The following is a 17,477-nucleotide window of genomic DNA, read 5'->3' on the forward strand; positions in this document are numbered from 1 at the left end:
GCTCGTCGAGCTGGTCGTGCTGTCGACTGTCCGGTGCTCACGCGCGAATGCACGAAAAATCTTTGCGGGCACCGACCGATGTCACGTCGGCGCGAGCACCGTCGTCATGCGATTCGTTGCATAGGGTCACTATCGATGAGTCGCCTCGACCGGTCCAGTCGCGCCGCAACGGTCGCCGCAACGACCCCCGCAACGGTCGCCGCAACGACCCCCGCGCGACCCGACCCGTACCCGCGGCGGCTGCTCATCACCGTCATCGCCGGCGTCGTGGTGTTCTCGTCGTCGATGACGATCGTGTCGGCCTCGCTGCCGACGATGGCCGACGACCTGGACTCGTCGGAAGCCTTCCTGGCGTGGTCGGTCACCGGGCTGTTCCTGGTGATGGCGGTCGGCACCCCGATCTTCGGCCGACTCGGCGACATCTACGGCCACCGCCGGCTCTTCCTCACGGGCGCCACCATTCTCAGCGTCGGCACGATCCTCTGCGGGCTGGCCCCGACCGCCGAAGCGTTCGTCGCGGCACGCATGATCGTCGGCCTCGGCATCTCCGCCACCATGCCGAACGGGATGGCGCTGATCATGGCTGCGTACTCGCTGCAACGCCGATCGGAAGCGATGGGTTGGTTCCAGATGGCGATGACGGGCGCTCCGGTCATCGGCCTCGTCATCGGTGGGCCGCTGATCGACGCGTTCGGCTGGCGCTACATCTTCGCCGTCCTCGCCCCGATCTCGTTCGGCGGGGTCATCGCGTCGTGGAAGGTGATCAAACCCTCGCCGCGGGGCGAGCCGATCCCGATCGACTGGCTCGGCGCCGCCACCCTCGGCACGGCGACGTTGACGTTCCTGCTGTTCCTCGAACAGGGCTCGTCGACCTCGTTTGCCGACGGGCCAGCACTGGCACTCGCCGCCGCGTCGGTCGTGTCGCTGCTGGTGTTCATTCGCATCGAGCAGCGCGTCAGCCATCCGTTGCTGAAGCTTCGCTACTTTCGTCGACCCAACTTCACCGGCCCGCTGATCGCACAGCCGCTCAGCCAGTTCGCCTACATGGGCGGATTCTTGATCGCGCCGCTGCTGCTCGACGAACTGTTCGGCTACTCCGTGGCGGCGATCGCCCTCGTCTTGCTCGCCCGCCCACTCGTGTACAGCGTGCTGTCGCCGGTCGGTGGACGGCTGGCGAACACGGTGGGCGAACGATCCATGATCGTGAGCGGATCGGTGCTGATGGTGCTGTCGATGATCGCCTGGGTGTTCGGCGCGCACTGGACCAGCCTGCCGATGGTCGTCCTCGGGCTGATCCTCTCCGGCACGGCGATGGGCCTGGCATCACCCGCCTACACCACGGTGATCGCCGCGGCGGTCGACGAAGGCGACCTCGGCATCGCGAACGCGATGGGCACGACGATGATGAACATCGGCATGCTCACCGGCATCCAGGCGATGTTCACCGTGCTCGGTGACGGACGCGGACCCGATGACTTCGCGCTCGTCTTCGGTTTCGGTGCGATCGTGACCGCGTTCGGGCTGATCGGCGGCCTGATGGTCACCTCGTCCAACCGAGCCTGACCAGCGTCGACCGAGTCGGAGCGGGCCGGACCCGTCCGGCAGCGCATGGTGTCAGCCGGCGGTGTCGTCCGCCCACGTCGCGCCGAAGCGGTCACGGTACGCGAGCGCCGCGGGCGGCTGACGCGTGATCGGGCCGTGGCCCTTGCCGACGGGGTAGCCGATCGGCACCAATGCGACGGTGGCCCAGTCGGCCGGGATGTCGAGGGCCGCCTTGACGTCGTCTTCGCGTAGGCAGTGCAACGTCGTGAGCGTGCATCCCAGGCCTTCGGCGACGCAGGCCAGCATCGCGTTCTGCACGGCGGGATAGACCGACCCCCCACCGACGAGGCTGACGCGGTCGAGCTTGGCGTCGGTGATCGCCATCATCGCCGGATTCGCGCAGAAGACGAGAATGGCCGGAGCCTCGGCGAGGTGCTGTGCGAGATGGTCACCGGCCGCAGCGACGCGTTGCCACTTCGCGTACTCGTCGGCGGGCAGCCGCTCCATCATCTTCATGAAACCGGCCGAGTAGCGCTCCCACTCGGGCTCGTAGACGTCCTGGAGCGCGCGCTTCGTGCCCGGCTCCGTCGCGACGACCACACGCCACGGCTGTGTGTTGCCGCCAGTCGGCGCCCAGCAGGCGGCTTGCAGCACGCGCTCGAGCACGTCGCCGGGAATCGGATCGGGCCGCAGCTTGCGAACGGCTCGAAGTGTGCTCATCGTCTCGTAGAGATCTGCCATCGACGCAGTCTCGCGGACCGGCGACCACGGCGAGAACCTGCCGTCGCGTCACGCCGTCATGACCGTCAGGTTCGAGACCATCTGACGCAGCGCAACACCGTGCCACCGCCGACCTCGACCACGCGGACGTCGTCCATGATCGCCCGCACCACGACGAGGCCTCGCCCCGTCGGAGTCGACGCCTCGGGGGCGGCCATGGCGTCGATCTCCGGCACACCATCAGCGTCGTCGACATCGAGGCGCCACGACTCGTCATCGCGTCGCAAGGTGACCGTGATGTACTCGGCGCCGGAATGCTGCACGACGTTGGTGGCCAGTTCGCTCACCGCGAGACCGAAGTCTTCGGCGAGATCACCGCCCCCACCCCCCTGCCGGACGAACGCCTTGGTCTGTTCGCGCAACGTCGCCAGATTTTCCAGGTCGGCGCCGACACGCACCCGCCGCTCGAACGCTGCGCGCGAGTCGGAGACGTCGACGCTGCGCGAGATCGCACCACCGTCGTTCGATTCGAGCCCGCGCACCAGAGCCACCTACACGGAGTCGGCGTGGTCGACGTGCAGATGGTTGGTCAGCCCACTCACTTCGATGATTCGACTCACCGCAGGGCCTGGCGAGACCAAGACGAGGCGGGTGCCGAGTTCTTCGGCGGTCTGATGCGCATCGATCAGAACCCGCAAGCCACTCGAGTCCATGAAGTCGACGGCCGACACGTCGAGGCGACGATCACGATCGGCGGGCATCGCAGCGAGTCGGTCGGCGAGTTCTGCGGCACTGTGCGCATCGATCTCGCCCGACACGCGGAGCTCGGCGTCGCCGACGTGGATGTCGAGACGTGACTGCGGGGGTGACATCTCCCCGAGCCTACATCTCACCCGAAGACCGGATGGAGACCGTGCTGGCCCCGTGCTGGCCACGTACTGGCACCGGTTCGCGAGGCGGTGCCGAGCAGGTTCACAACGGTCAGGGGCGATCGAGATCGTCGCTCATCCAGCTTCGGAGCTGCTCGAACGTCTGACGCAGCAAGCGACTCACGTGCATCTGCGAGATGCCCATGCGCTCCGCGATCTCGGTCTGTGACAAGTCGTCGTAGAAACGCAAGCGCACGATCTCTCGCTCGCGTTCGGGAAGACGCCGGAGCACGTCGTCGAGGACCACGTCGTTCTCGCGATCGATGAACGCCCGGTCGAACACCCCGAGCGCAGCCTGGCGATCAGCGGCGCCCGCACCGTCACCAGCTGGTACATCGAGCGTGCCGACACGTGCTGCGCTCGTCGCAGCGAGTCCGAGCACGACGTCGTCGCGCTCGATGCGCAAGTGCTGAGCGATCCGGTCGACGCCCGGCGAGCGGCCGTCGAGTTGTTCGAGTTCGCGTACGGCGTTGCGAACCAACAAGTGCAGTTCCTGCGCGGACCGTGACACCTTGATCGTCCACGACCGATCCCGGAAGTGCCGCTTGAGTTCCCCTTCGATCACCGGCACCGCGAACGCACCGAACGGCGACCCATGCTCAGGGTCGAAACGATCGACCGCGCGCACGAGACCGACCATCGCCACTTGCCGCAGATCGTCGTCGTGGCGGCCGTCTCGACTGAAGCGCTTGACGACATGGCCTGCGAGACCCATGTAGTCCTCGACCAGTCGATTGCGCACCGATCGCTCGCGCGTTGCTGCATACTCGCGAAACAGCTCGAGTTCCGGGTCCAGATCGTGGCTCGCCGAGCTCGCATCAGCGCGCGTCTCGTCGGAGTCCCGGTCGTCGTGGGCGCCCTCGTCGCACACCAAGCGACCTCAGATCGAACGTTCGAACGCAGCAGCGTCGGCGGATGGGGCACGTCGTTTGTGGAGCACGACGCCGCCGCCGACGAGGTCGTAGCCGTCAACCACCGACTCGAGGATCGATCGCGCCAACGAGTCGAGTTCGACGGCTGGCTCGGAGACCGGCTCGGACACGGCGGTTGGCGTAGCGGTTGAAGTGGCGGTTGGCGTGGCGGTTGGCGTGGCGGTTGAAGTGGCGGTTGGCGTGGCGGCCGCAGCCGGCGCGGTGCCGGTCGAGCCCTCGGGCATCACCGGCGTCAGCGTGACGATCATCGACGGCGACGAATCGCCGTCGACCGCCTCGAGGCGAACAGCACAGCGAGTCACGGCCGTCAGATCGCCGTCCGGGGCCCGCGCCCCCTCGACGAGAATGGTGAACACCTCGCTCACGGCGAGTCGCAGGTCGTCGATGTCGTCGACGTTCAGCCCGATGTCGGCCGCAACCGATGCGACGACCGTGCGCACCGTCATCGCGTGACGGGTTCCGAGCGGCACGGTCAACTCGACGGCGAAACTGGCGAGATCGTCGACGACCGCGGAACCCTGCATCGACCGAACAGTACCGGACCGATCCGCTCGACCTCCACGCTCGACCTCCCCGCTCGACCTCCACGCTCGACCATCGCCGCGCTGCGACGCGTCAGAGCCAGCGTTCGACGACCGTCGACACGCGTTCGGCCATCCGTTGCGGCATCCCTCGGCCGGCCCACCGCGTCGGATCGAGTTCGATCGACGCTCGAAGATCGTTGTCGAGGTGCGCGTCGAGGACCGCGACGACCTCGGCGTCGACCACGACCACGTTGGCCTCCTCGTCGTGCTGCATCGACCGTTGGTTGAAGTTGGTCGAGCCGACCGACGCGACCTTGCCGTCGACGGTGATGACCTTGGCGTGCATCATCGACACCTCGTAGGTCCGGATCTCGACACCAGCGTCGAGCAGGCGTTGGTACGACTGCTCGCCGGCGATCTGGATGAAGCGTTTGTCGGCATGCTCGCCCGGTACCAGCAACGTCACCACGACGCCACGCTCGACCGCGGCCTCGAGCTCGCTCATCATGTGGGTGTCGGGATTGAAGTACGCCGACGCGATCCGCACGCGCTTCTCGGCCAGGCCGAGCAGTGCCATCAGGAGGCGCCACACATCGCTGGCCCCCGTCTCGGCCGACCCGCGCACGACGAAGCAGGTGCTGTCCCCTCGCGGCGTGAGATCGATGGCGCGTTCGTTGCGAGGATCGAACCCGTCGTCGTACTGGTCCGCCCAGTTGTCGATGAACGCCACGTGCAGGCCCGCGACGGCCGGCCCGACGACGCGCAGGTGCGTGTCACGCCACTCGTCGGGACCCTGGGCGTTGCCCGTCCATTCCTGCGCGATGCCGACGCCCCCACAGAAGCCGACCGTGCCATCGCAGACGAGGATCTTGCGATGCGTGCGTCGGTTCGCCTCGACGATCTTGGGCACTCGGCCCTCGAAGAACGGACGGAACCATCGGACTTCGCAACCCGCCTCACGCATGCGCACGACCAGCGCCGGGTCGATCTTGCGTGCGCCGACCGCGTCGAGGAGCACGCGGACCGCACAACCGCGCTCGGCTGCTGCCGCGAACGCCTCGGCGAACTCGACGGCGATGTCACCGCGCCAGTACACGAAGGTGACGAAGTCGACGGTGTGCTCCGCACGTGCGATCGCGTCGAGCATCGCGGGAAAGATCTCGTCACCATTGCGCAGCACGGTGATCTCGTTGCCGACCGACGGCGCCATCCCGAGCAGGCCGTGCAGTCGATCGGTCCACTCCGCTTCCGACATCGCCACGACGGCAGTCTCTCAGCCGAACGACCGACTGCGACATCCGGACGCAAGAGCGACGACGGCGACCTCACGCCGCAGCGGCGGTCGGCCACTCCGCTGGCACCACACTCGTCTCGATAACGTTCGGGCGACGATGTTGGCCTTCAGCGAACCGACCGGGCCCGCGCCTCGATCACCGAGGCAGCGATGAGCGCACCGTCCGACGAGCGCGCCACGGTCGACTTCTCGAACCCGATCGATCGCGAGAACGCGATCCGAGTCGGGCGAGCCTGGATCGAGTTGCGCCGCGGCGCGTGGACGGCGAACCTGCGCGAGTACCTCTACGGCGACGACGACCCGCTCGAACAGGGGCAGATGGACGCGCTCGATCTGCTGACCCGCAGCGACCGCACGATGCGCGGCCTCGCCGCCCGTCTGCGTATCGATCCGTCGTCGGCGACACGCGCCGTGCAACGCCTCGTCGACGACGGACTCGCCGAACGGTTCCCCTCGCCCGACGACGGTCGCGTCGTGATGGTGAGGATCACCAAAGACGGACGCACTCGGCACGCCGACGTCGACGCTCGTCGCTCGCACACGATGGCGCTGATCCTCTCGGAGTTCACGCCGCACGAACGTGCCGACCTGGCGGTGATGCTCGACCGTTTCGTCGACGCCCTCGATCACGTGTGCGAACGACTCGGCACCGCCCCCGACCCTCACACCAGCCACGACGCCGAGACCCCGGACACCACCGGCACGGCCAGGCAGTAGGACCGTGAGTCTGAATCGGTTGTGGTGGCCGGGGTGAGCGGTGACGGGTGCACGAGTGCCGCGATCGGTGTGGGCCTGAGCGTGGCCGAGGGTTGCGCTGATGGTCTTGGGTCTGGAGGTCTTGTCGGGCGTGCTCTGGCGGGTCAGCAGGTGGCGGCTTGCGTGGCGTCGGCGATGTTGCTGGTCGAGCAGTAGCGGGCATCAGCCAGGTCCTCCACGTGCCTCACCGTCACACGGCGATGCGTACCCACGGTCCTAGACGAACAGAATCTCTGCGGCGTCCAATGCACCCTCGGATGTGTAGCCACGGATCTCGATTCCGTAGTTGAGCGAATCATCGATCACCTCGAGAAACTCGATCGGCCCCGCGAGTTGCCCCGACGAGGTGTTCATCGAGCTCCAGCTCGTCTCGTTCTCGCCGTCGATCCGATAGAGCAACGCGAAACAGCTGAGGCTCGCCAAGCAGGACGGATCTTCGCTCGGATGCTGATACCCCTTGACCATCACGACGTCCGAGTCGACGAACTCGAGCTGATCCCGGTCGTCTCGTCGATCCCAACCGCCGAACACTTGGCCATCTCGAATGGACTCGGCCGGCGCGTCGATCTCCTGCCAGGAGCCGTCGCGTTTGATTGCCAATCGAGACGAGTACGTGCCGTCCGACAACGAGGTCAGCAAGGAGACGGCCACCGCGCCGTTCTCACTGACTTCGAGCTCGGAGACTCCTGCGAAGCCAGGATCCGACGGGGTACCAACCGATCCAGGATCGAAGGTGGGAAGGTCGTCCACTGACGAGGTCGACGTTCCCGTGATCAGATCCACGGTGCGCGTCACCACCTTCACGTCTTGAACGACGCCGTTCTTCTCGAAGAACTCGACGCTGACCAGACTCCCGGAGCTGTTCTGCGCGTCCGCTGCCCGTCGAATGGACGCCGAGTTGTCGGAGAGGTCGTAGAACTCGTTCGTGGGAAGATTCTCGACGCCGGTTTCCTCCCATCCGGAGTCAGCGGACAGAATCCCTTCGATTCGGACGTCGCCGCCCACGCCGACAGAACTCTGGTCATACGAGACGTAGGTCGAGCCATCGTCGAGGATGTACATGTCGTCCACCCACCCGCTGAAGAGACTGGGCGGGGAGGCCAGTTGCACCCAGGCTCCGTCAACGGAGCTACGGGACCAGAACTCGGTGGGTGGAGGCTCATAGAAGGGTCCATCGGTGTCGATATCGCGGCTCCGGATCTCGACCGTCGTCGTCTGCCCATCTGTCGCAGACACTCCGGCAGATACAAGATCCCGATGGTTCCAGCGCTTCTGAGTCTCCCAGTTCGCGTTCGGGGGTTTGATGGCTGCAGTCGTCGATTCGGTCGTCGGGAACGACGACTCACCACGCACCAGTGTTCGTGATGTTCACCACCGCCACATCACCAGCCCCACCACCCGGCACCGCAACACACACCGACGAGCCAGAACCACTGACAGCCGGCAAGGGCGCGGCGTGAGCGACCGAAGCCGGCACTGCGGCAAGCGACGCAACTGCGACGAGACCGGCGACCGCACTCCGGCCACGACGTCGCGTTGACCGAATTCGCACTGCATCTGCACGCTTCATGGCACCTCACCGTAGGTTCGGCGATCTGTTCTGCGCAATGTTGGACAACATCGATTGCGCGAACGGCGGCGCGGCGCCGACGAACCCAGTGACCGCCCCCTCTCGCTCGGGCTCGCTGACGAACAACATCCCGTTACGCGATGACGGAGAAGCTTCCACTCGGCGGACGCTCCCCGAACGGCGGCGTTCGCTGCCAGATCGCCGAGCGATCTCACGACCGCCCGTTCCGAGGGCTAGTTTCGACGTCGATGGCAGACCAAGCCGACTTCGCAGATCAGGCGATGCAGTACGCGCCACAGTTGTACGCCGCAGCGATGCGAATGACGCGCAACAAGGCCGATGCCGAGGACCTCGTGCAAGAGGCGTACCTGAAGGGGTTCCGCAGCTTTCACACGTTCACCGAGGGCACCAACCTGCGCGCCTGGCTGTTCCGGATCCTGACCAACACGTACATCAACACGTACCGGGCCAAGCAGCGACGCTTCGACGAGAGCGACCTCGCCGACGTCGAGGATCTCTACCTCTACAAGCGGCTGGGCTCGTTCGAGGATCCCTCTATCGGCCGCTCGGCCGAACAATCGCTGATGGAGATGCTCCCCGACGACGAGGTGAAGCAGGCCCTCGACAGCCTGCCCGACAACTTCCGGATGCCGGTGATCCTCGCCGACATCGAGGGATTCGCGTACAAGGAGATCGCCGAGATGTTGGAGATCCCGATCGGCACCGTGATGTCGCGGCTCCATCGGGGAAGAAAAGCGATGCAGAAGGCGTTGTACGACTATGCCGTCGAGAACGGGATCGCCCGAAGTGCGATCGCCGAACTCGACGCAAAGAACGCAGGGACCCCCACCTCCCCCTCGGCAACGGAGCGATGAAGATGGACGAATGTGACGAGCCAGATTGTGCCGCGACGCTCAAAGAACTCGACGCCTTTCTCGATGACGAACTCTCGCCTGCTGCAAAGGCGTCGATCCATCACCACCTCGAGTGCTGCCCCGACTGTCACGGAGCGTTCGATTTCCACGCCGAACTGAAGCAGGTCATCGGCGAGAAGTGCCGCAACGAAGAGATGCCTCCCGACCTCCTCGCCCGGATCGAGCGATGCTTCAGCACCGACTTCGACGGTGACGGCGTCATCGGCTGAGCTCTTGACGGCTCGCTCACTGCGCACACACCGAGGGCCAGGAACTCCACCGTGTCGAGCACCGATGCCCTGATCGTCACGATCGCCGTGGCCTCGACCTGGGCGATGACGGGCGTGATCTGGGTGATCCAACTCGTGCACTATCCGATCTTCGATTCGGTCGATCGTGGTGACGACGACGCACTATGGGTGCGCTTCGGTGAACGTCACCGCTCCAGCATCTCGATCGTCGTCGGGCCGTTCATGGCAGCCGAGGGCGTCACCGGTCTGCTGCTCGTCGCTCGGCCTCCCGACGGCGTCGACCGCTGGCTCACGATCGTGGCGCTCGCGCTGATGGCCGTTGCGTATGGGACGACGGCGTTGGTGTCGGTCCCACTCCACGAACGCCTCACACACCGGTTCGATACCGAGTCGCACCACCGACTCGTCGCGACGAACTGGATTCGAACGGCGGCCTGGACGCTGCGCGGCTTGGTCGTCGCCGTCATCGCGACACTCGCGATGACGGCGACCGCCGCGACCGTCTGAGACGGACGGGAAGCAGGGATGCGAGACGGACGGCGAGTCGGATGCGCGTCGACCGCGACCCGACTCGCGGCACTGGGCTGGGACTCCGGCGACCGGGGCAGTAGCCTGGACGGATGCTTGCAGCGGAGATCTGGCACTGGTGGATCGGCGTCGCCCTGACGGGTGTCGCCGTGCTCGCTTCGTTGAGCCTCGTCGGCGCCTACCTCAAGAGCGTCGCGTCGCAGCGTCATCCCGGCGGCAAACGCGGCCGCCAGAACGATCTCTGAGCTGATTCACCAGCGCGCGGCCACCCGGTTCGGCGTCGTGAGGAGCGTCGTGTCGTGAGGAGCGCCGAGTCGCTGTTCGACGACCTGCTGGGTCGCTGCACGTTTCCCGACGCTGGCACCTCGGTCGTCTGCGGCCTGTCCGGCGGCGCCGACTCGAGCGCGCTGGTCGCGCTCGCAGTGCACGCTGGCCTGCTCGTCACCGCGGTCCACGTGGATCACGGGCTGCGCCCCGACGCCGAGGTCGACGCCGCTGCCGCCCGCCGGATCGCCGACACGCTCGGCGCCGACTTCCGGTACGAACGCGCGGCAGTGCAGGACGGACCGAACCTCGAGCACCGTGCACGCATCGCTCGCCGTCGGCTGCTCGGACCCGATGCGCTCACCGGCCACACCGCCGACGATCAAGCCGAAACCGTCTTGCTCGCGCTCCTGCGCGGCAGCGGGGCGACCGGCTTGTCGGGCATGGATCGGTCGGTGCTCCACCCGATCCTGCGCTTGCGTCGCGCCGACACACTCGCCGTGTGTGCGGCGCTCGACCTCGACCCGGTCACCGATCCGACGAACTCATCGCCGCGGTTCCGTCGCAATCGGCTTCGGCTCGAAGCGATCCCGCTGCTCGACGACATCGCCGAACGTGACGTCACACCGCTGCTCGTGCGCGCCGCCGATCTGCTCGGAGACGACGACCGGTTCCTCGATCAACTCGCATCGGAACTCGACCCGACCGACGCTCGGGCGGTGGCGGCGGCACCGCGACCGCTGGCGCGCCGTGCAATTCGAGCGTGGCTGACCGTCGACGGGTACCCGCCGGACGCTGCGTCGATCGAACGCGTGCTCGATGTTGCGGCCGGACGCAGCGCCGCCTGCGAGATCAATGGCGGCGGACGAATCACGCGAACACGCCAGCGACTCGCGCATTTTCGCGAAACCGACTGAGCAAGTAACGTGACCTGCGCTCATGTGCACACTCGCCCACTTTTTCATCTCACGACCTGGAGTTCGCTGATGGCACCACGACTTCGAGGCAAGTGGGCGCTCGGTATCACGCCACGAAACTTCACCTGGGTCCTCAAGGACAAACTGGCGATCTGCGAGCGACCGGGCGGTGTCGGCGACAGCCACCGCCGAGTGCGTCGCCAAGAAGAGATCATCTGGCTGCGCGAAAACGGGTTCACCTGTGTGATCTCGATCATCGCGGCACCACACAACTTGCACAACTACGACGAGTTGCAGTTGCCGTATCGGCACCGACCGTTCAACTCCGAGCATCCCGACCCATACCTCAAGGCGCTCTACACCGAGATCCGCGAGCTGCTCAACCACGGCACCAAGTTGCTCGTCCACGCCGAAGAGCTCGGCGACCGGGTCATCGGGGTGATGGGCGGCTACATCCGCTGGGCGGGCCTCGTCGAAGATCCGACGCAGGCCATCCAGGTCACCGAGCGCATCGCCGGACGCCAGCTCGATCCCTTCGCCCGCGCGATCATCATGCGCGCCCACACGCTGCGCTAGTTCGCAGGCTGCGACTCCATCGGTCAGCCTCTCGAGCCGAAACTCAGGTCCGGCCCGTCATCTCGCCGGTCAGCGACCGGCGCGTCACGTCACCAGAACAGCACGTTTTCGGGGCGTTGGAGCAGCGGGTACGCATCGGCGGGGACGTCGCCGGGGCGGTACTCGAAGTGGAGGTGGTAGTTGCCCGGCGACGTGCCGGTGTCGCCGACGAAGCCGATGATGTCGCCCTGCGCGACACGATCGCCTTCGACCCAGCCGTTCGGGTTCGGCGTGTTGTGGAAGTACTTGTAGAGCACGTCGTTGACGTCGTCATACAGTCGCCAACCGTTGAATCGCCCGGTGTACCACTGGGTCAGCACACCGTCGACGACCGCACGGATCGGGAGTCCACCGTCGGCCATGATGTCGACACCTTGATGGAAGTAGCCGTCGGTTCGGCCGCGGCGATCGCCGTAGTTGTTCAGCACGCCGCAGTGGTCCCCTTCGCCGACGACGATCGGAAAGAGCATCTCTCCCGGTTCGGGCGGCGTGAACGGCAGAGGTCCGACGACGGTGGTCAGATCGGTCGGGTCGATGCCGCCGGCGGGCGGGATCGTGGTGGGCAGGGTGGTGGGCAGGGTGGTGGGCAAGGTGGTGGTCGGCGGCGGAATGCGTGTGGCTGGCAACAGGGCGGATCCCGCACCGTTGAGCTCGTCGACACCGGGCGACGCAGCGCCGACTCGTGACAAGCCAACGACGCCGAATCCGGCGAGCGCCGCGCCGAGCACCCCGCGCCGGGAGATGCCGCGAGGCCGCGCAGGTGGATCGTCCCCTGCCGAACAAGCGCAGTTCGGATCGTGGTCGTACGGGTGCGTCATCGTCTCGTGGATCGGCGCCGTCGGGTCGTGCTGCGACGCGTTCGAGAGTCTATGACGACCCCGTTGCCATTTCGACATCGAACTGCAATACACCACGGGGCCGTGCGATCCGACGCGGCGCCCGCGGTCGAGCTCACGACGGGAACGATCTCACGACTGGAACGAGGCGTTGGGGTCGCGTTGGAGCAGATGGAACGAGTCCATCGGCACGTTGCCCGGCCGGTACTCGAAATGAAGGTGATAGTTGGTGTTGCTGTTCGCCCCGTTGGTGCCGGTGTTGCCGACGTATCCGATCACCTGCCCCAGCGCGATCTCGTCGTCGACCTCCAGGCCCTCCTCGTGGGTGTCGAGGTGGAAGAACCGGTAGGCGACGTCGTTCTCCTCATCGAGGAGCGTCCAGCCATTGCCGGCGCCGAACAGCAAACCGCTGTCGTCGTACCGCTTCGTCAGCCGTCCGGCCGCGGGCGACCGGACCGGGAGGCCGCGATCGGCCATCAGGTCGACGCCCTCGTGCAGACGACTGCACCCCGAGCCCCGGCAGTCGCCGAAGCTGTCGGAGACCCAGCAGTAGTCATCCGGGCCGACGATGATCGGGAACAAGATCTCTCCGGGCTCGAGCGGCGGAAGCGATCCGATGTCGGGCACGGTCGTCGGTGGTGTCGTCGTGGTCGGGGGCGGAATGCGTTGTGCTGGTTGCAGCGCGTCGGCAGCGTCGTTGAACTGTTCGACGCGGGACTCGGCGACCGCCGACGTTCTCGCCAGCACGATCGCCCCGATCCCGACCGCCGAACCCACACCACCGAGCGCGAGGACCGACCGGCGAGAGACGGAACGCTCGCCCGGCGACGTCGTGCTCGCAGCCGAGTGCTCGGCGGCTCGATCGACAGCGAGCGCAGCGTCGCCGCGAGCCGAGCTGGCCGGGTCGGAGGGGAGGTGGTCGTCTGACGTTGCGGTCATGATGCGAGTCCGTGATCGAGGCACGACACCTGTGCATCGGCAGCACCGGCCCTCGACTTGACCGAACTCTATGTCAGCCTCGTCACCCGTTCGACATCAGACCGTAATATTTGCACCGAAATGCTCGCTGGCCAGGGGCTCAGCCGCTGAGACGTCCGTCGACGATGTGCACACTGCGATCGCAGAACTGCGTGATTCGCTCGTCATGGGTGACCACGATCGCCGCCGTCCCACGCGATTTCATCTCGTTGCGGATGAGTTCCATCACCTGCTCGCCCAGTTCGGTGTCGAGCGCCGAGGTGGGTTCGTCGAAGAGCACGAGCGACGGCTCGTTCATCAGCGCCCGGCCGATCGCGACCCGTTGACGCTGACCACCCGACAGTTGCGACGGCAGGTTCTTCGCGCGATCCGCGAGACCGAGTTCCTCGAGCAACTGGTCGGCACGTTGTTTGGCTGCGGCCCCCGTGCGCTTCCCGAGTTCGTCGACGACGAGCAGGTTCTCGCGCGCCGTGAGGAACGGCACGAGGTTGACCGACTGGAAGACGAAGCCCACTTTGTCCTGCCGGAACTTGGTGAGTTCCTTGGGCGAGTGATCGGAGATGTCTTCGCCGCCCACGACGATGCGGCCTTCGGTCGCCGAGAGGATCCCGCCGGCGATGGAACACAACGTGGTCTTGCCCGACCCGGACGGGCCGACCAGCGCGACCACCTCGTCGCTGCCGAGTTGCAACGTCGCGTGGTCGAGCGCGACGACCTGGGAGTCGTCGCCCATCGTGTACACCTTGCGCACGTCGGACATCTCGAGCGCGAGCGCCGTGCCATCTGGTGAGCCGGATGTGGTGCGGGCAGATCCCGTGGTGGACGTCATGTCGACACTTCCTTCGACGAGAGGGGCGAGAGCCTGGATGGCCCAGCGGCGGTCACGACGTCGTTCCGATCGCTGAGGCCGGGTCGACGCGCAACACTCGACGCAACGAGAACGAACAGCCGATGATCGCGGCGACGAGCAACAGCACGGTGCTGGTGATGATTCGCCCGGGGGTGATGAGCAGCGGAATCGAGCCGGGCGGAATCAAGAGATCGAGCCCGACCACCAGGGCACCGGCGATGAACGCTGCGATCGCCGTCACGACGACCGCCTGCGCGACGAGCCCAGCGAAGATCGTCGAGGACTTCGCGCCGAGCGCCTTGAGCACGCCGTAGAGACTCGTACGTTCGACCGTGAGCAGCGCGAAGAACAAGCCGATGACCACCAGCGCGATGGCGACCGTGACACCGATGATCTGGTTGAAGGTGCCGGTCTGCTCGCTGACGCCGGGGATCGCGTTGATCGCATCGTCGACGGTGAACGACTCGGTCGCGCCGTCGGTGGCGGCGTCGATCACCGCCGGGAGATCGTCGACGGCACCGCGCACGATGAGCCCCTGGTAGACGCCTGGTGCGAGTTGCGCGTCGGGCCGGTTCTCGCTGAGCACCGCGCGCCACGTGTCGGGCGAGGCCCACAAGCTGGCCTGCCCGTTGAAGCTGGTGTCGGTCACGAAACCGACGATCTCGATGGGCGAGCGAGCTGGACCCAGTTCGATGCTCATGCCGATCTCGACCCCGTCGGCCTGCAGCGTGTCGTCGGCCCAGGCCTGACCGGCTCCCGGGACCTCGGGCACACCGTCGGGCGCGAGTTCGTAACCGAACAACGCCACCCCTGCGAGGTCGCGGGGCCCGTTGCCGGGAATCCGTGCGCCCAGTTGCACGTTGCCGATGCCACCGACCTCGGTCACGCCCTCGATGGCTTCGACCTTGGCGCGTACCTCGTCGTCGATGCGGCTGCGCACGAACGACGCCTGCGCGGTATCGGAGTAGACGATGGCGTCGGCCTGCTGGGCTCGGATCGCTCCGGTCGATGACGCGATCAAGCCGTCGAGGAGTCCGCCGAGGAACATCAGCAGGATCGCGATCAGGGTCAAGATGACCGTGGCCGTGGTGAATCGACCAGGACGACGTCGCAGCTCGGTCAGCGCAAGCCTCATGCTCCGACCCCCTGCCCGGTGGTGGCCTCGATCGGGTCGATCGCGAGCACGCGTCGCGCGGCGACCAGCGAACTGGCGACGCCGAGCACGAGCAGGAGCACCGACCAGAAGACCACCGCGCCGGTCTCGAACCGGAGCGCGAGACCACCCAACTCACCCCGAGAGAGCGGGTAGTAGAGCAAGGTGCCGACCGCGAGTCCGGCCCCGATGATCACGACGACCTGGATCAGCAGCGCTGCGACCAACCGGCTGGCTGGCGCTCCGATGGCGCGCAACAGCGTCAGCGAATTGGCCTTCTGGAACGTGACGATCAGGAAGAACAACCCGGTCACGCATGGGACGACGAGCCCGTAGAGCAAGAAGATGATGTTGAACGACTGCTGCACCTGCGCGACGCCGGGCGTTTCGGCCGCGGCGTCGGCACGGGTCAACGCGTCGAGGTCGAGCGACACCGCATTGATCGACGCCACCACCTCCTCCGGGCTCACGCCGTCGGCCGGCACCACGCCCAGCACGTTCGGCAGCGGGATGCCGGCGTCGGGGTTGACGCTTCGCACCGCGCTGACGTAGGTGTCGTAGGACGCGAACAGCGTCGGCGCGACGTTGAGTTGGACGTTCTCCGCGATGCCGACGATCTCGATCTCCATCCCGCCGGGCAGCAGGGTGACGATGTCGCCGATGCCGTAGCCGAGCCCGACGTCGGCGTCGCTGACGACGGCTTCGTCGTCGGCGATCGGGAGTCGACCGTCGACGACGGTGCTCGGCGCGCCGATCCCTGCGCCGTCAGCGCCGAGTTCGTAGCCGATCAAGGTCGTGTCGAAGGTCTCGCCGTCGTCGTTGCCGCTCGGACTGGCGGTGAAGGTGCCCTGACCGATCCGACCGACGGCGCCGACGCCGTCGGCAGAGCGGATCTGCTCCTCCATCGGCGGAGTGATGACGCTGCCCTGGAGCACACGTTGACCGTCGACGCTGTACACGAGCACGGGCGCGTTCTGTTCGCGGATCGCACCGATGAAGCCGTTGATCAACCCGTTCTGGAGCGACTGTTGGAACAGGATCAAGAAGACGAGGAGGGCGATGGCGGCGACGAGCAGCAGGAACCGCACCTTGGCACGAGCCATCTCTTTGAACGCCAGGAACATCTCAGTACGCCTCGACGGTCACCGTAGTGGCACGGCGTCGCCAATCCCCGTCAGTCGCTCCCGCCCGGGGTGCTGATCGTGGTGGGGGTGCTCGGGGTCGTGGTGGTCGCCGAACCTGGCACCGTGGTCGTGGTCGTGGTCGTGGTCGTGGTCGTGGTGGCGCTCGAACACGCTCGAGACTCGTCGAGTTGCACGCCGAGCGGAAAGGCGATGAGCGGGAACGGGTCGAGCGCCGTGCCGTCGCGCGGAATGAGGCTGTCGGCCCACACTTCGAAGTGCAGGTGGGTCCAACTCGTGTTGCCGGTGCGACCCATGAATCCGATCACCTGGCCCGCCGTCACTCGATCGTCGGGCGCGACGTCGTCGCTGTACGCGTCGAGATGGTGATAGCGGTACCACCGACCGTCATCGCCGCGCAGGATGCGCATCAAGCCCCCAGGCCCTGCGACCTCGTCGCGCTCGATCACCCCGTCGACGCACGCCACCAGCGGTCGGCCCGGAGTGTTGTCGAGGAGTTCGCCGATGTCGACGCCACGGTGTCCGCACGGGCCGTTGGCATTGGAGAACCCGTTGAAGTTGTTGAGACACACCAGACCACCGTCGAGCGGATCGACCGGCATGGGCAGCGTGCCGGTTCCGGGCGGGATGCGAACCGCCGGACTCGTCGCCCGGGCGGCAGCAGCGACGCCGGGGAGCGAATCGGCACGCAGGGTTCCATCACGCCCGAGCGCGAGCCCCAGCGCTGCAGTGCCGGTCACGCCCGCCAGCGAGCCCAAGAAT

At 66.6% G+C, this 17,477-nt stretch carries 21 protein-coding genes; 8 read left to right on the top strand and 13 right to left on the bottom strand.

Annotated elements, in window-relative coordinates; translation table 11 throughout:
- Nucleotides 1–135 precede the first annotated feature (135 nt).
- A complete protein-coding gene (locus ACE37B_RS09940; RefSeq protein WP_409923169.1) occupies nucleotides 136–1,563 on the top strand; it encodes an MFS transporter in 1,428 nt (475 codons plus the stop codon).
- Between the two features lie 51 nt (nucleotides 1,564–1,614).
- Here ACE37B_RS09940 and ACE37B_RS09945 read toward each other — a convergent pair whose 3' ends face one another.
- The 6 genes from ACE37B_RS09945 to ACE37B_RS09970 all read right to left on the bottom strand — a co-directional run bounded on the left by ACE37B_RS09945 (nucleotide 1,615) and on the right by ACE37B_RS09970 (nucleotide 5,902).
- Complete coding sequence (locus ACE37B_RS09945; protein ID WP_409923170.1) at nucleotides 1,615–2,283, bottom strand: nitroreductase family protein; 669 nt, start codon at nucleotides 2,281–2,283, stop codon at nucleotides 1,615–1,617.
- A 65-nt stretch (nucleotides 2,284–2,348) separates the two neighbouring features.
- Nucleotides 2,349–2,804: an ATP-binding protein gene (locus tag ACE37B_RS09950; RefSeq protein WP_409923171.1), complete on the bottom strand. Its 456-nt coding sequence runs from the start codon at nucleotides 2,802–2,804 to the stop codon at nucleotides 2,349–2,351.
- A gap of 9 nt (nucleotides 2,805–2,813) precedes the next feature.
- A complete protein-coding gene (locus tag ACE37B_RS09955) occupies nucleotides 2,814–3,134 on the bottom strand; it encodes an STAS domain-containing protein (RefSeq protein WP_409923172.1) in 321 nt (106 codons plus the stop codon).
- Nucleotides 3,135–3,243: 109 nt separating this feature from the next.
- Nucleotides 3,244–4,062, bottom strand: coding sequence for a SigB/SigF/SigG family RNA polymerase sigma factor (locus ACE37B_RS09960; protein ID WP_409923173.1), 819 nt, complete (start codon nucleotides 4,060–4,062; stop codon nucleotides 3,244–3,246).
- A gap of 9 nt (nucleotides 4,063–4,071) precedes the next feature.
- Nucleotides 4,072–4,647 (bottom strand): hypothetical protein, encoded by a 576-nt coding sequence (locus ACE37B_RS09965; RefSeq protein ID WP_409923174.1) that lies wholly within the window; start codon nucleotides 4,645–4,647, stop codon nucleotides 4,072–4,074.
- Between the two features lie 91 nt (nucleotides 4,648–4,738).
- On the bottom strand, nucleotides 4,739–5,902 hold the full coding sequence (locus ACE37B_RS09970; protein ID WP_409923665.1) for a phospholipase D-like domain-containing protein: 1,164 nt from the start codon (nucleotides 5,900–5,902) through the stop codon (nucleotides 4,739–4,741).
- Between the two features lie 189 nt (nucleotides 5,903–6,091).
- Here ACE37B_RS09970 and ACE37B_RS09975 point away from each other — a divergent pair, with 189 nt between their 5' ends.
- Nucleotides 6,092–6,658 (top strand): MarR family winged helix-turn-helix transcriptional regulator, encoded by a 567-nt coding sequence (locus ACE37B_RS09975; RefSeq protein WP_409923175.1) that lies wholly within the window; start codon nucleotides 6,092–6,094, stop codon nucleotides 6,656–6,658.
- Nucleotides 6,659–6,913: 255 nt separating this feature from the next.
- On the opposite strand, the gene ACE37B_RS09980 is transcribed toward ACE37B_RS09975, so the two are convergent.
- Nucleotides 6,914–7,807, bottom strand: a complete 894-nt coding sequence (locus ACE37B_RS09980; protein WP_409923176.1) for a hypothetical protein — start codon at nucleotides 7,805–7,807, stop codon at nucleotides 6,914–6,916.
- 708 nt (nucleotides 7,808–8,515) lie between these two features.
- Here ACE37B_RS09980 and ACE37B_RS09985 point away from each other — a divergent pair.
- The 6 genes from ACE37B_RS09985 to ACE37B_RS10010 all read left to right on the top strand — a co-directional run bounded on the left by ACE37B_RS09985 (nucleotide 8,516) and on the right by ACE37B_RS10010 (nucleotide 11,717).
- The gene (locus ACE37B_RS09985; protein WP_409923177.1) at nucleotides 8,516–9,142 is read left to right on the top strand and encodes a sigma-70 family RNA polymerase sigma factor; all 627 of its coding nucleotides are present in this window, start codon (nucleotides 8,516–8,518) and stop codon (nucleotides 9,140–9,142) included.
- Complete coding sequence (locus ACE37B_RS09990) at nucleotides 9,139–9,411, top strand: zf-HC2 domain-containing protein (RefSeq protein ID WP_409923178.1); 273 nt, start codon at nucleotides 9,139–9,141, stop codon at nucleotides 9,409–9,411. The genes ACE37B_RS09985 and ACE37B_RS09990 overlap by 4 nt, the downstream gene beginning before the upstream one ends.
- Before the next feature lie 51 nt (nucleotides 9,412–9,462).
- Nucleotides 9,463–9,939 carry a hypothetical protein gene (locus ACE37B_RS09995; protein WP_409923179.1) on the top strand — a complete coding sequence of 159 codons (477 nt, stop codon included), beginning with the start codon at nucleotides 9,463–9,465 and terminating at the stop codon, nucleotides 9,937–9,939.
- A gap of 113 nt (nucleotides 9,940–10,052) precedes the next feature.
- The gene (locus ACE37B_RS10000) at nucleotides 10,053–10,205 is read left to right on the top strand and encodes a hypothetical protein (RefSeq protein ID WP_409923180.1); all 153 of its coding nucleotides are present in this window, start codon (nucleotides 10,053–10,055) and stop codon (nucleotides 10,203–10,205) included.
- A 54-nt stretch (nucleotides 10,206–10,259) separates the two neighbouring features.
- A complete protein-coding gene (gene tilS, locus ACE37B_RS10005; RefSeq protein ID WP_409923181.1) occupies nucleotides 10,260–11,141 on the top strand; it encodes a tRNA lysidine(34) synthetase TilS in 882 nt (293 codons plus the stop codon).
- A 69-nt stretch (nucleotides 11,142–11,210) separates the two neighbouring features.
- Nucleotides 11,211–11,717, top strand: coding sequence for a hypothetical protein (locus ACE37B_RS10010; protein ID WP_409923182.1), 507 nt, complete (start codon nucleotides 11,211–11,213; stop codon nucleotides 11,715–11,717).
- 89 nt (nucleotides 11,718–11,806) lie between these two features.
- On the opposite strand, the gene ACE37B_RS10015 is transcribed toward ACE37B_RS10010, so the two are convergent.
- The 6 genes from ACE37B_RS10015 to ACE37B_RS10040 form a co-directional block, all read right to left on the bottom strand.
- A complete protein-coding gene (locus ACE37B_RS10015; RefSeq protein WP_409923183.1) occupies nucleotides 11,807–12,574 on the bottom strand; it encodes a M23 family metallopeptidase in 768 nt (255 codons plus the stop codon).
- A gap of 150 nt (nucleotides 12,575–12,724) precedes the next feature.
- On the bottom strand, nucleotides 12,725–13,531 hold the full coding sequence (locus ACE37B_RS10020) for a M23 family metallopeptidase (protein ID WP_409923184.1): 807 nt from the start codon (nucleotides 13,529–13,531) through the stop codon (nucleotides 12,725–12,727).
- Nucleotides 13,532–13,670: 139 nt separating this feature from the next.
- Nucleotides 13,671–14,399: an ABC transporter ATP-binding protein gene (locus tag ACE37B_RS10025; RefSeq protein ID WP_409923185.1), complete on the bottom strand. Its 729-nt coding sequence runs from the start codon at nucleotides 14,397–14,399 to the stop codon at nucleotides 13,671–13,673.
- Nucleotides 14,400–14,451: 52 nt separating this feature from the next.
- On the bottom strand, nucleotides 14,452–15,555 hold the full coding sequence (locus ACE37B_RS10030) for an ABC transporter permease (RefSeq protein ID WP_409923186.1): 1,104 nt from the start codon (nucleotides 15,553–15,555) through the stop codon (nucleotides 14,452–14,454).
- Nucleotides 15,552–16,676: an ABC transporter permease gene (locus ACE37B_RS10035; protein ID WP_409923187.1), complete on the bottom strand. Its 1,125-nt coding sequence runs from the start codon at nucleotides 16,674–16,676 to the stop codon at nucleotides 15,552–15,554. Before ACE37B_RS10035 ends, ACE37B_RS10030 begins: the two co-directional genes overlap by 4 nt.
- A gap of 71 nt (nucleotides 16,677–16,747) precedes the next feature.
- A complete protein-coding gene (locus ACE37B_RS10040; RefSeq protein WP_409923188.1) occupies nucleotides 16,748–17,455 on the bottom strand; it encodes a M23 family metallopeptidase in 708 nt (235 codons plus the stop codon).
- Nucleotides 17,456–17,477 lie beyond the last annotated feature (22 nt).

It is taken from the genome of Ilumatobacter sp. (assembly GCF_046290335.1).
Taxonomy (GTDB): domain Bacteria; phylum Actinomycetota; class Acidimicrobiia; order Acidimicrobiales; family Ilumatobacteraceae; genus Ilumatobacter_A.

What these genes read in the sequence shown, in the direction of transcription:
- ACE37B_RS09965 (WP_409923174.1), bottom strand. Translation starts at nt 4,647, where the DNA reads ATGCAGGGTTCCGCGGTCGTCGACGATCTCGCCAGTTTCGCCGTCGAG.
- ACE37B_RS09945 (WP_409923170.1), bottom strand. Translation starts at nt 2,283, where the DNA reads ATGGCAGATCTCTACGAGACGATGAGCACACTTCGAGCCGTTCGCAAG.
- ACE37B_RS09990 (WP_409923178.1), top strand. Translation starts at nt 9,139, where the DNA reads ATGAAGATGGACGAATGTGACGAGCCAGATTGTGCCGCGACGCTCAAA.
- ACE37B_RS10015 (WP_409923183.1), bottom strand. Translation starts at nt 12,574, where the DNA reads ATGACGCACCCGTACGACCACGATCCGAACTGCGCTTGTTCGGCAGGG.
- ACE37B_RS10020 (WP_409923184.1), bottom strand. Translation starts at nt 13,531, where the DNA reads ATGACCGCAACGTCAGACGACCACCTCCCCTCCGACCCGGCCAGCTCG.
- ACE37B_RS10010 (WP_409923182.1), top strand. Translation starts at nt 11,211, where the DNA reads ATGGCACCACGACTTCGAGGCAAGTGGGCGCTCGGTATCACGCCACGA.
- ACE37B_RS09955 (WP_409923172.1), bottom strand. Translation starts at nt 3,134, where the DNA reads ATGTCACCCCCGCAGTCACGTCTCGACATCCACGTCGGCGACGCCGAG.
- ACE37B_RS10030 (WP_409923186.1), bottom strand. Translation starts at nt 15,555, where the DNA reads ATGAGGCTTGCGCTGACCGAGCTGCGACGTCGTCCTGGTCGATTCACC.
- ACE37B_RS10000 (WP_409923180.1), top strand. Translation starts at nt 10,053, where the DNA reads ATGCTTGCAGCGGAGATCTGGCACTGGTGGATCGGCGTCGCCCTGACG.
- ACE37B_RS09975 (WP_409923175.1), top strand. Translation starts at nt 6,092, where the DNA reads ATGAGCGCACCGTCCGACGAGCGCGCCACGGTCGACTTCTCGAACCCG.
- ACE37B_RS10025 (WP_409923185.1), bottom strand. Translation starts at nt 14,399, where the DNA reads ATGACGTCCACCACGGGATCTGCCCGCACCACATCCGGCTCACCAGAT.
- ACE37B_RS10035 (WP_409923187.1), bottom strand. Translation starts at nt 16,676, where the DNA reads ATGGCTCGTGCCAAGGTGCGGTTCCTGCTGCTCGTCGCCGCCATCGCC.
- ACE37B_RS09985 (WP_409923177.1), top strand. Translation starts at nt 8,516, where the DNA reads ATGGCAGACCAAGCCGACTTCGCAGATCAGGCGATGCAGTACGCGCCA.
- ACE37B_RS09940 (WP_409923169.1), top strand. Translation starts at nt 136, where the DNA reads ATGAGTCGCCTCGACCGGTCCAGTCGCGCCGCAACGGTCGCCGCAACG.
- ACE37B_RS09970 (WP_409923665.1), bottom strand. Translation starts at nt 5,902, where the DNA reads ATGTCGGAAGCGGAGTGGACCGATCGACTGCACGGCCTGCTCGGGATG.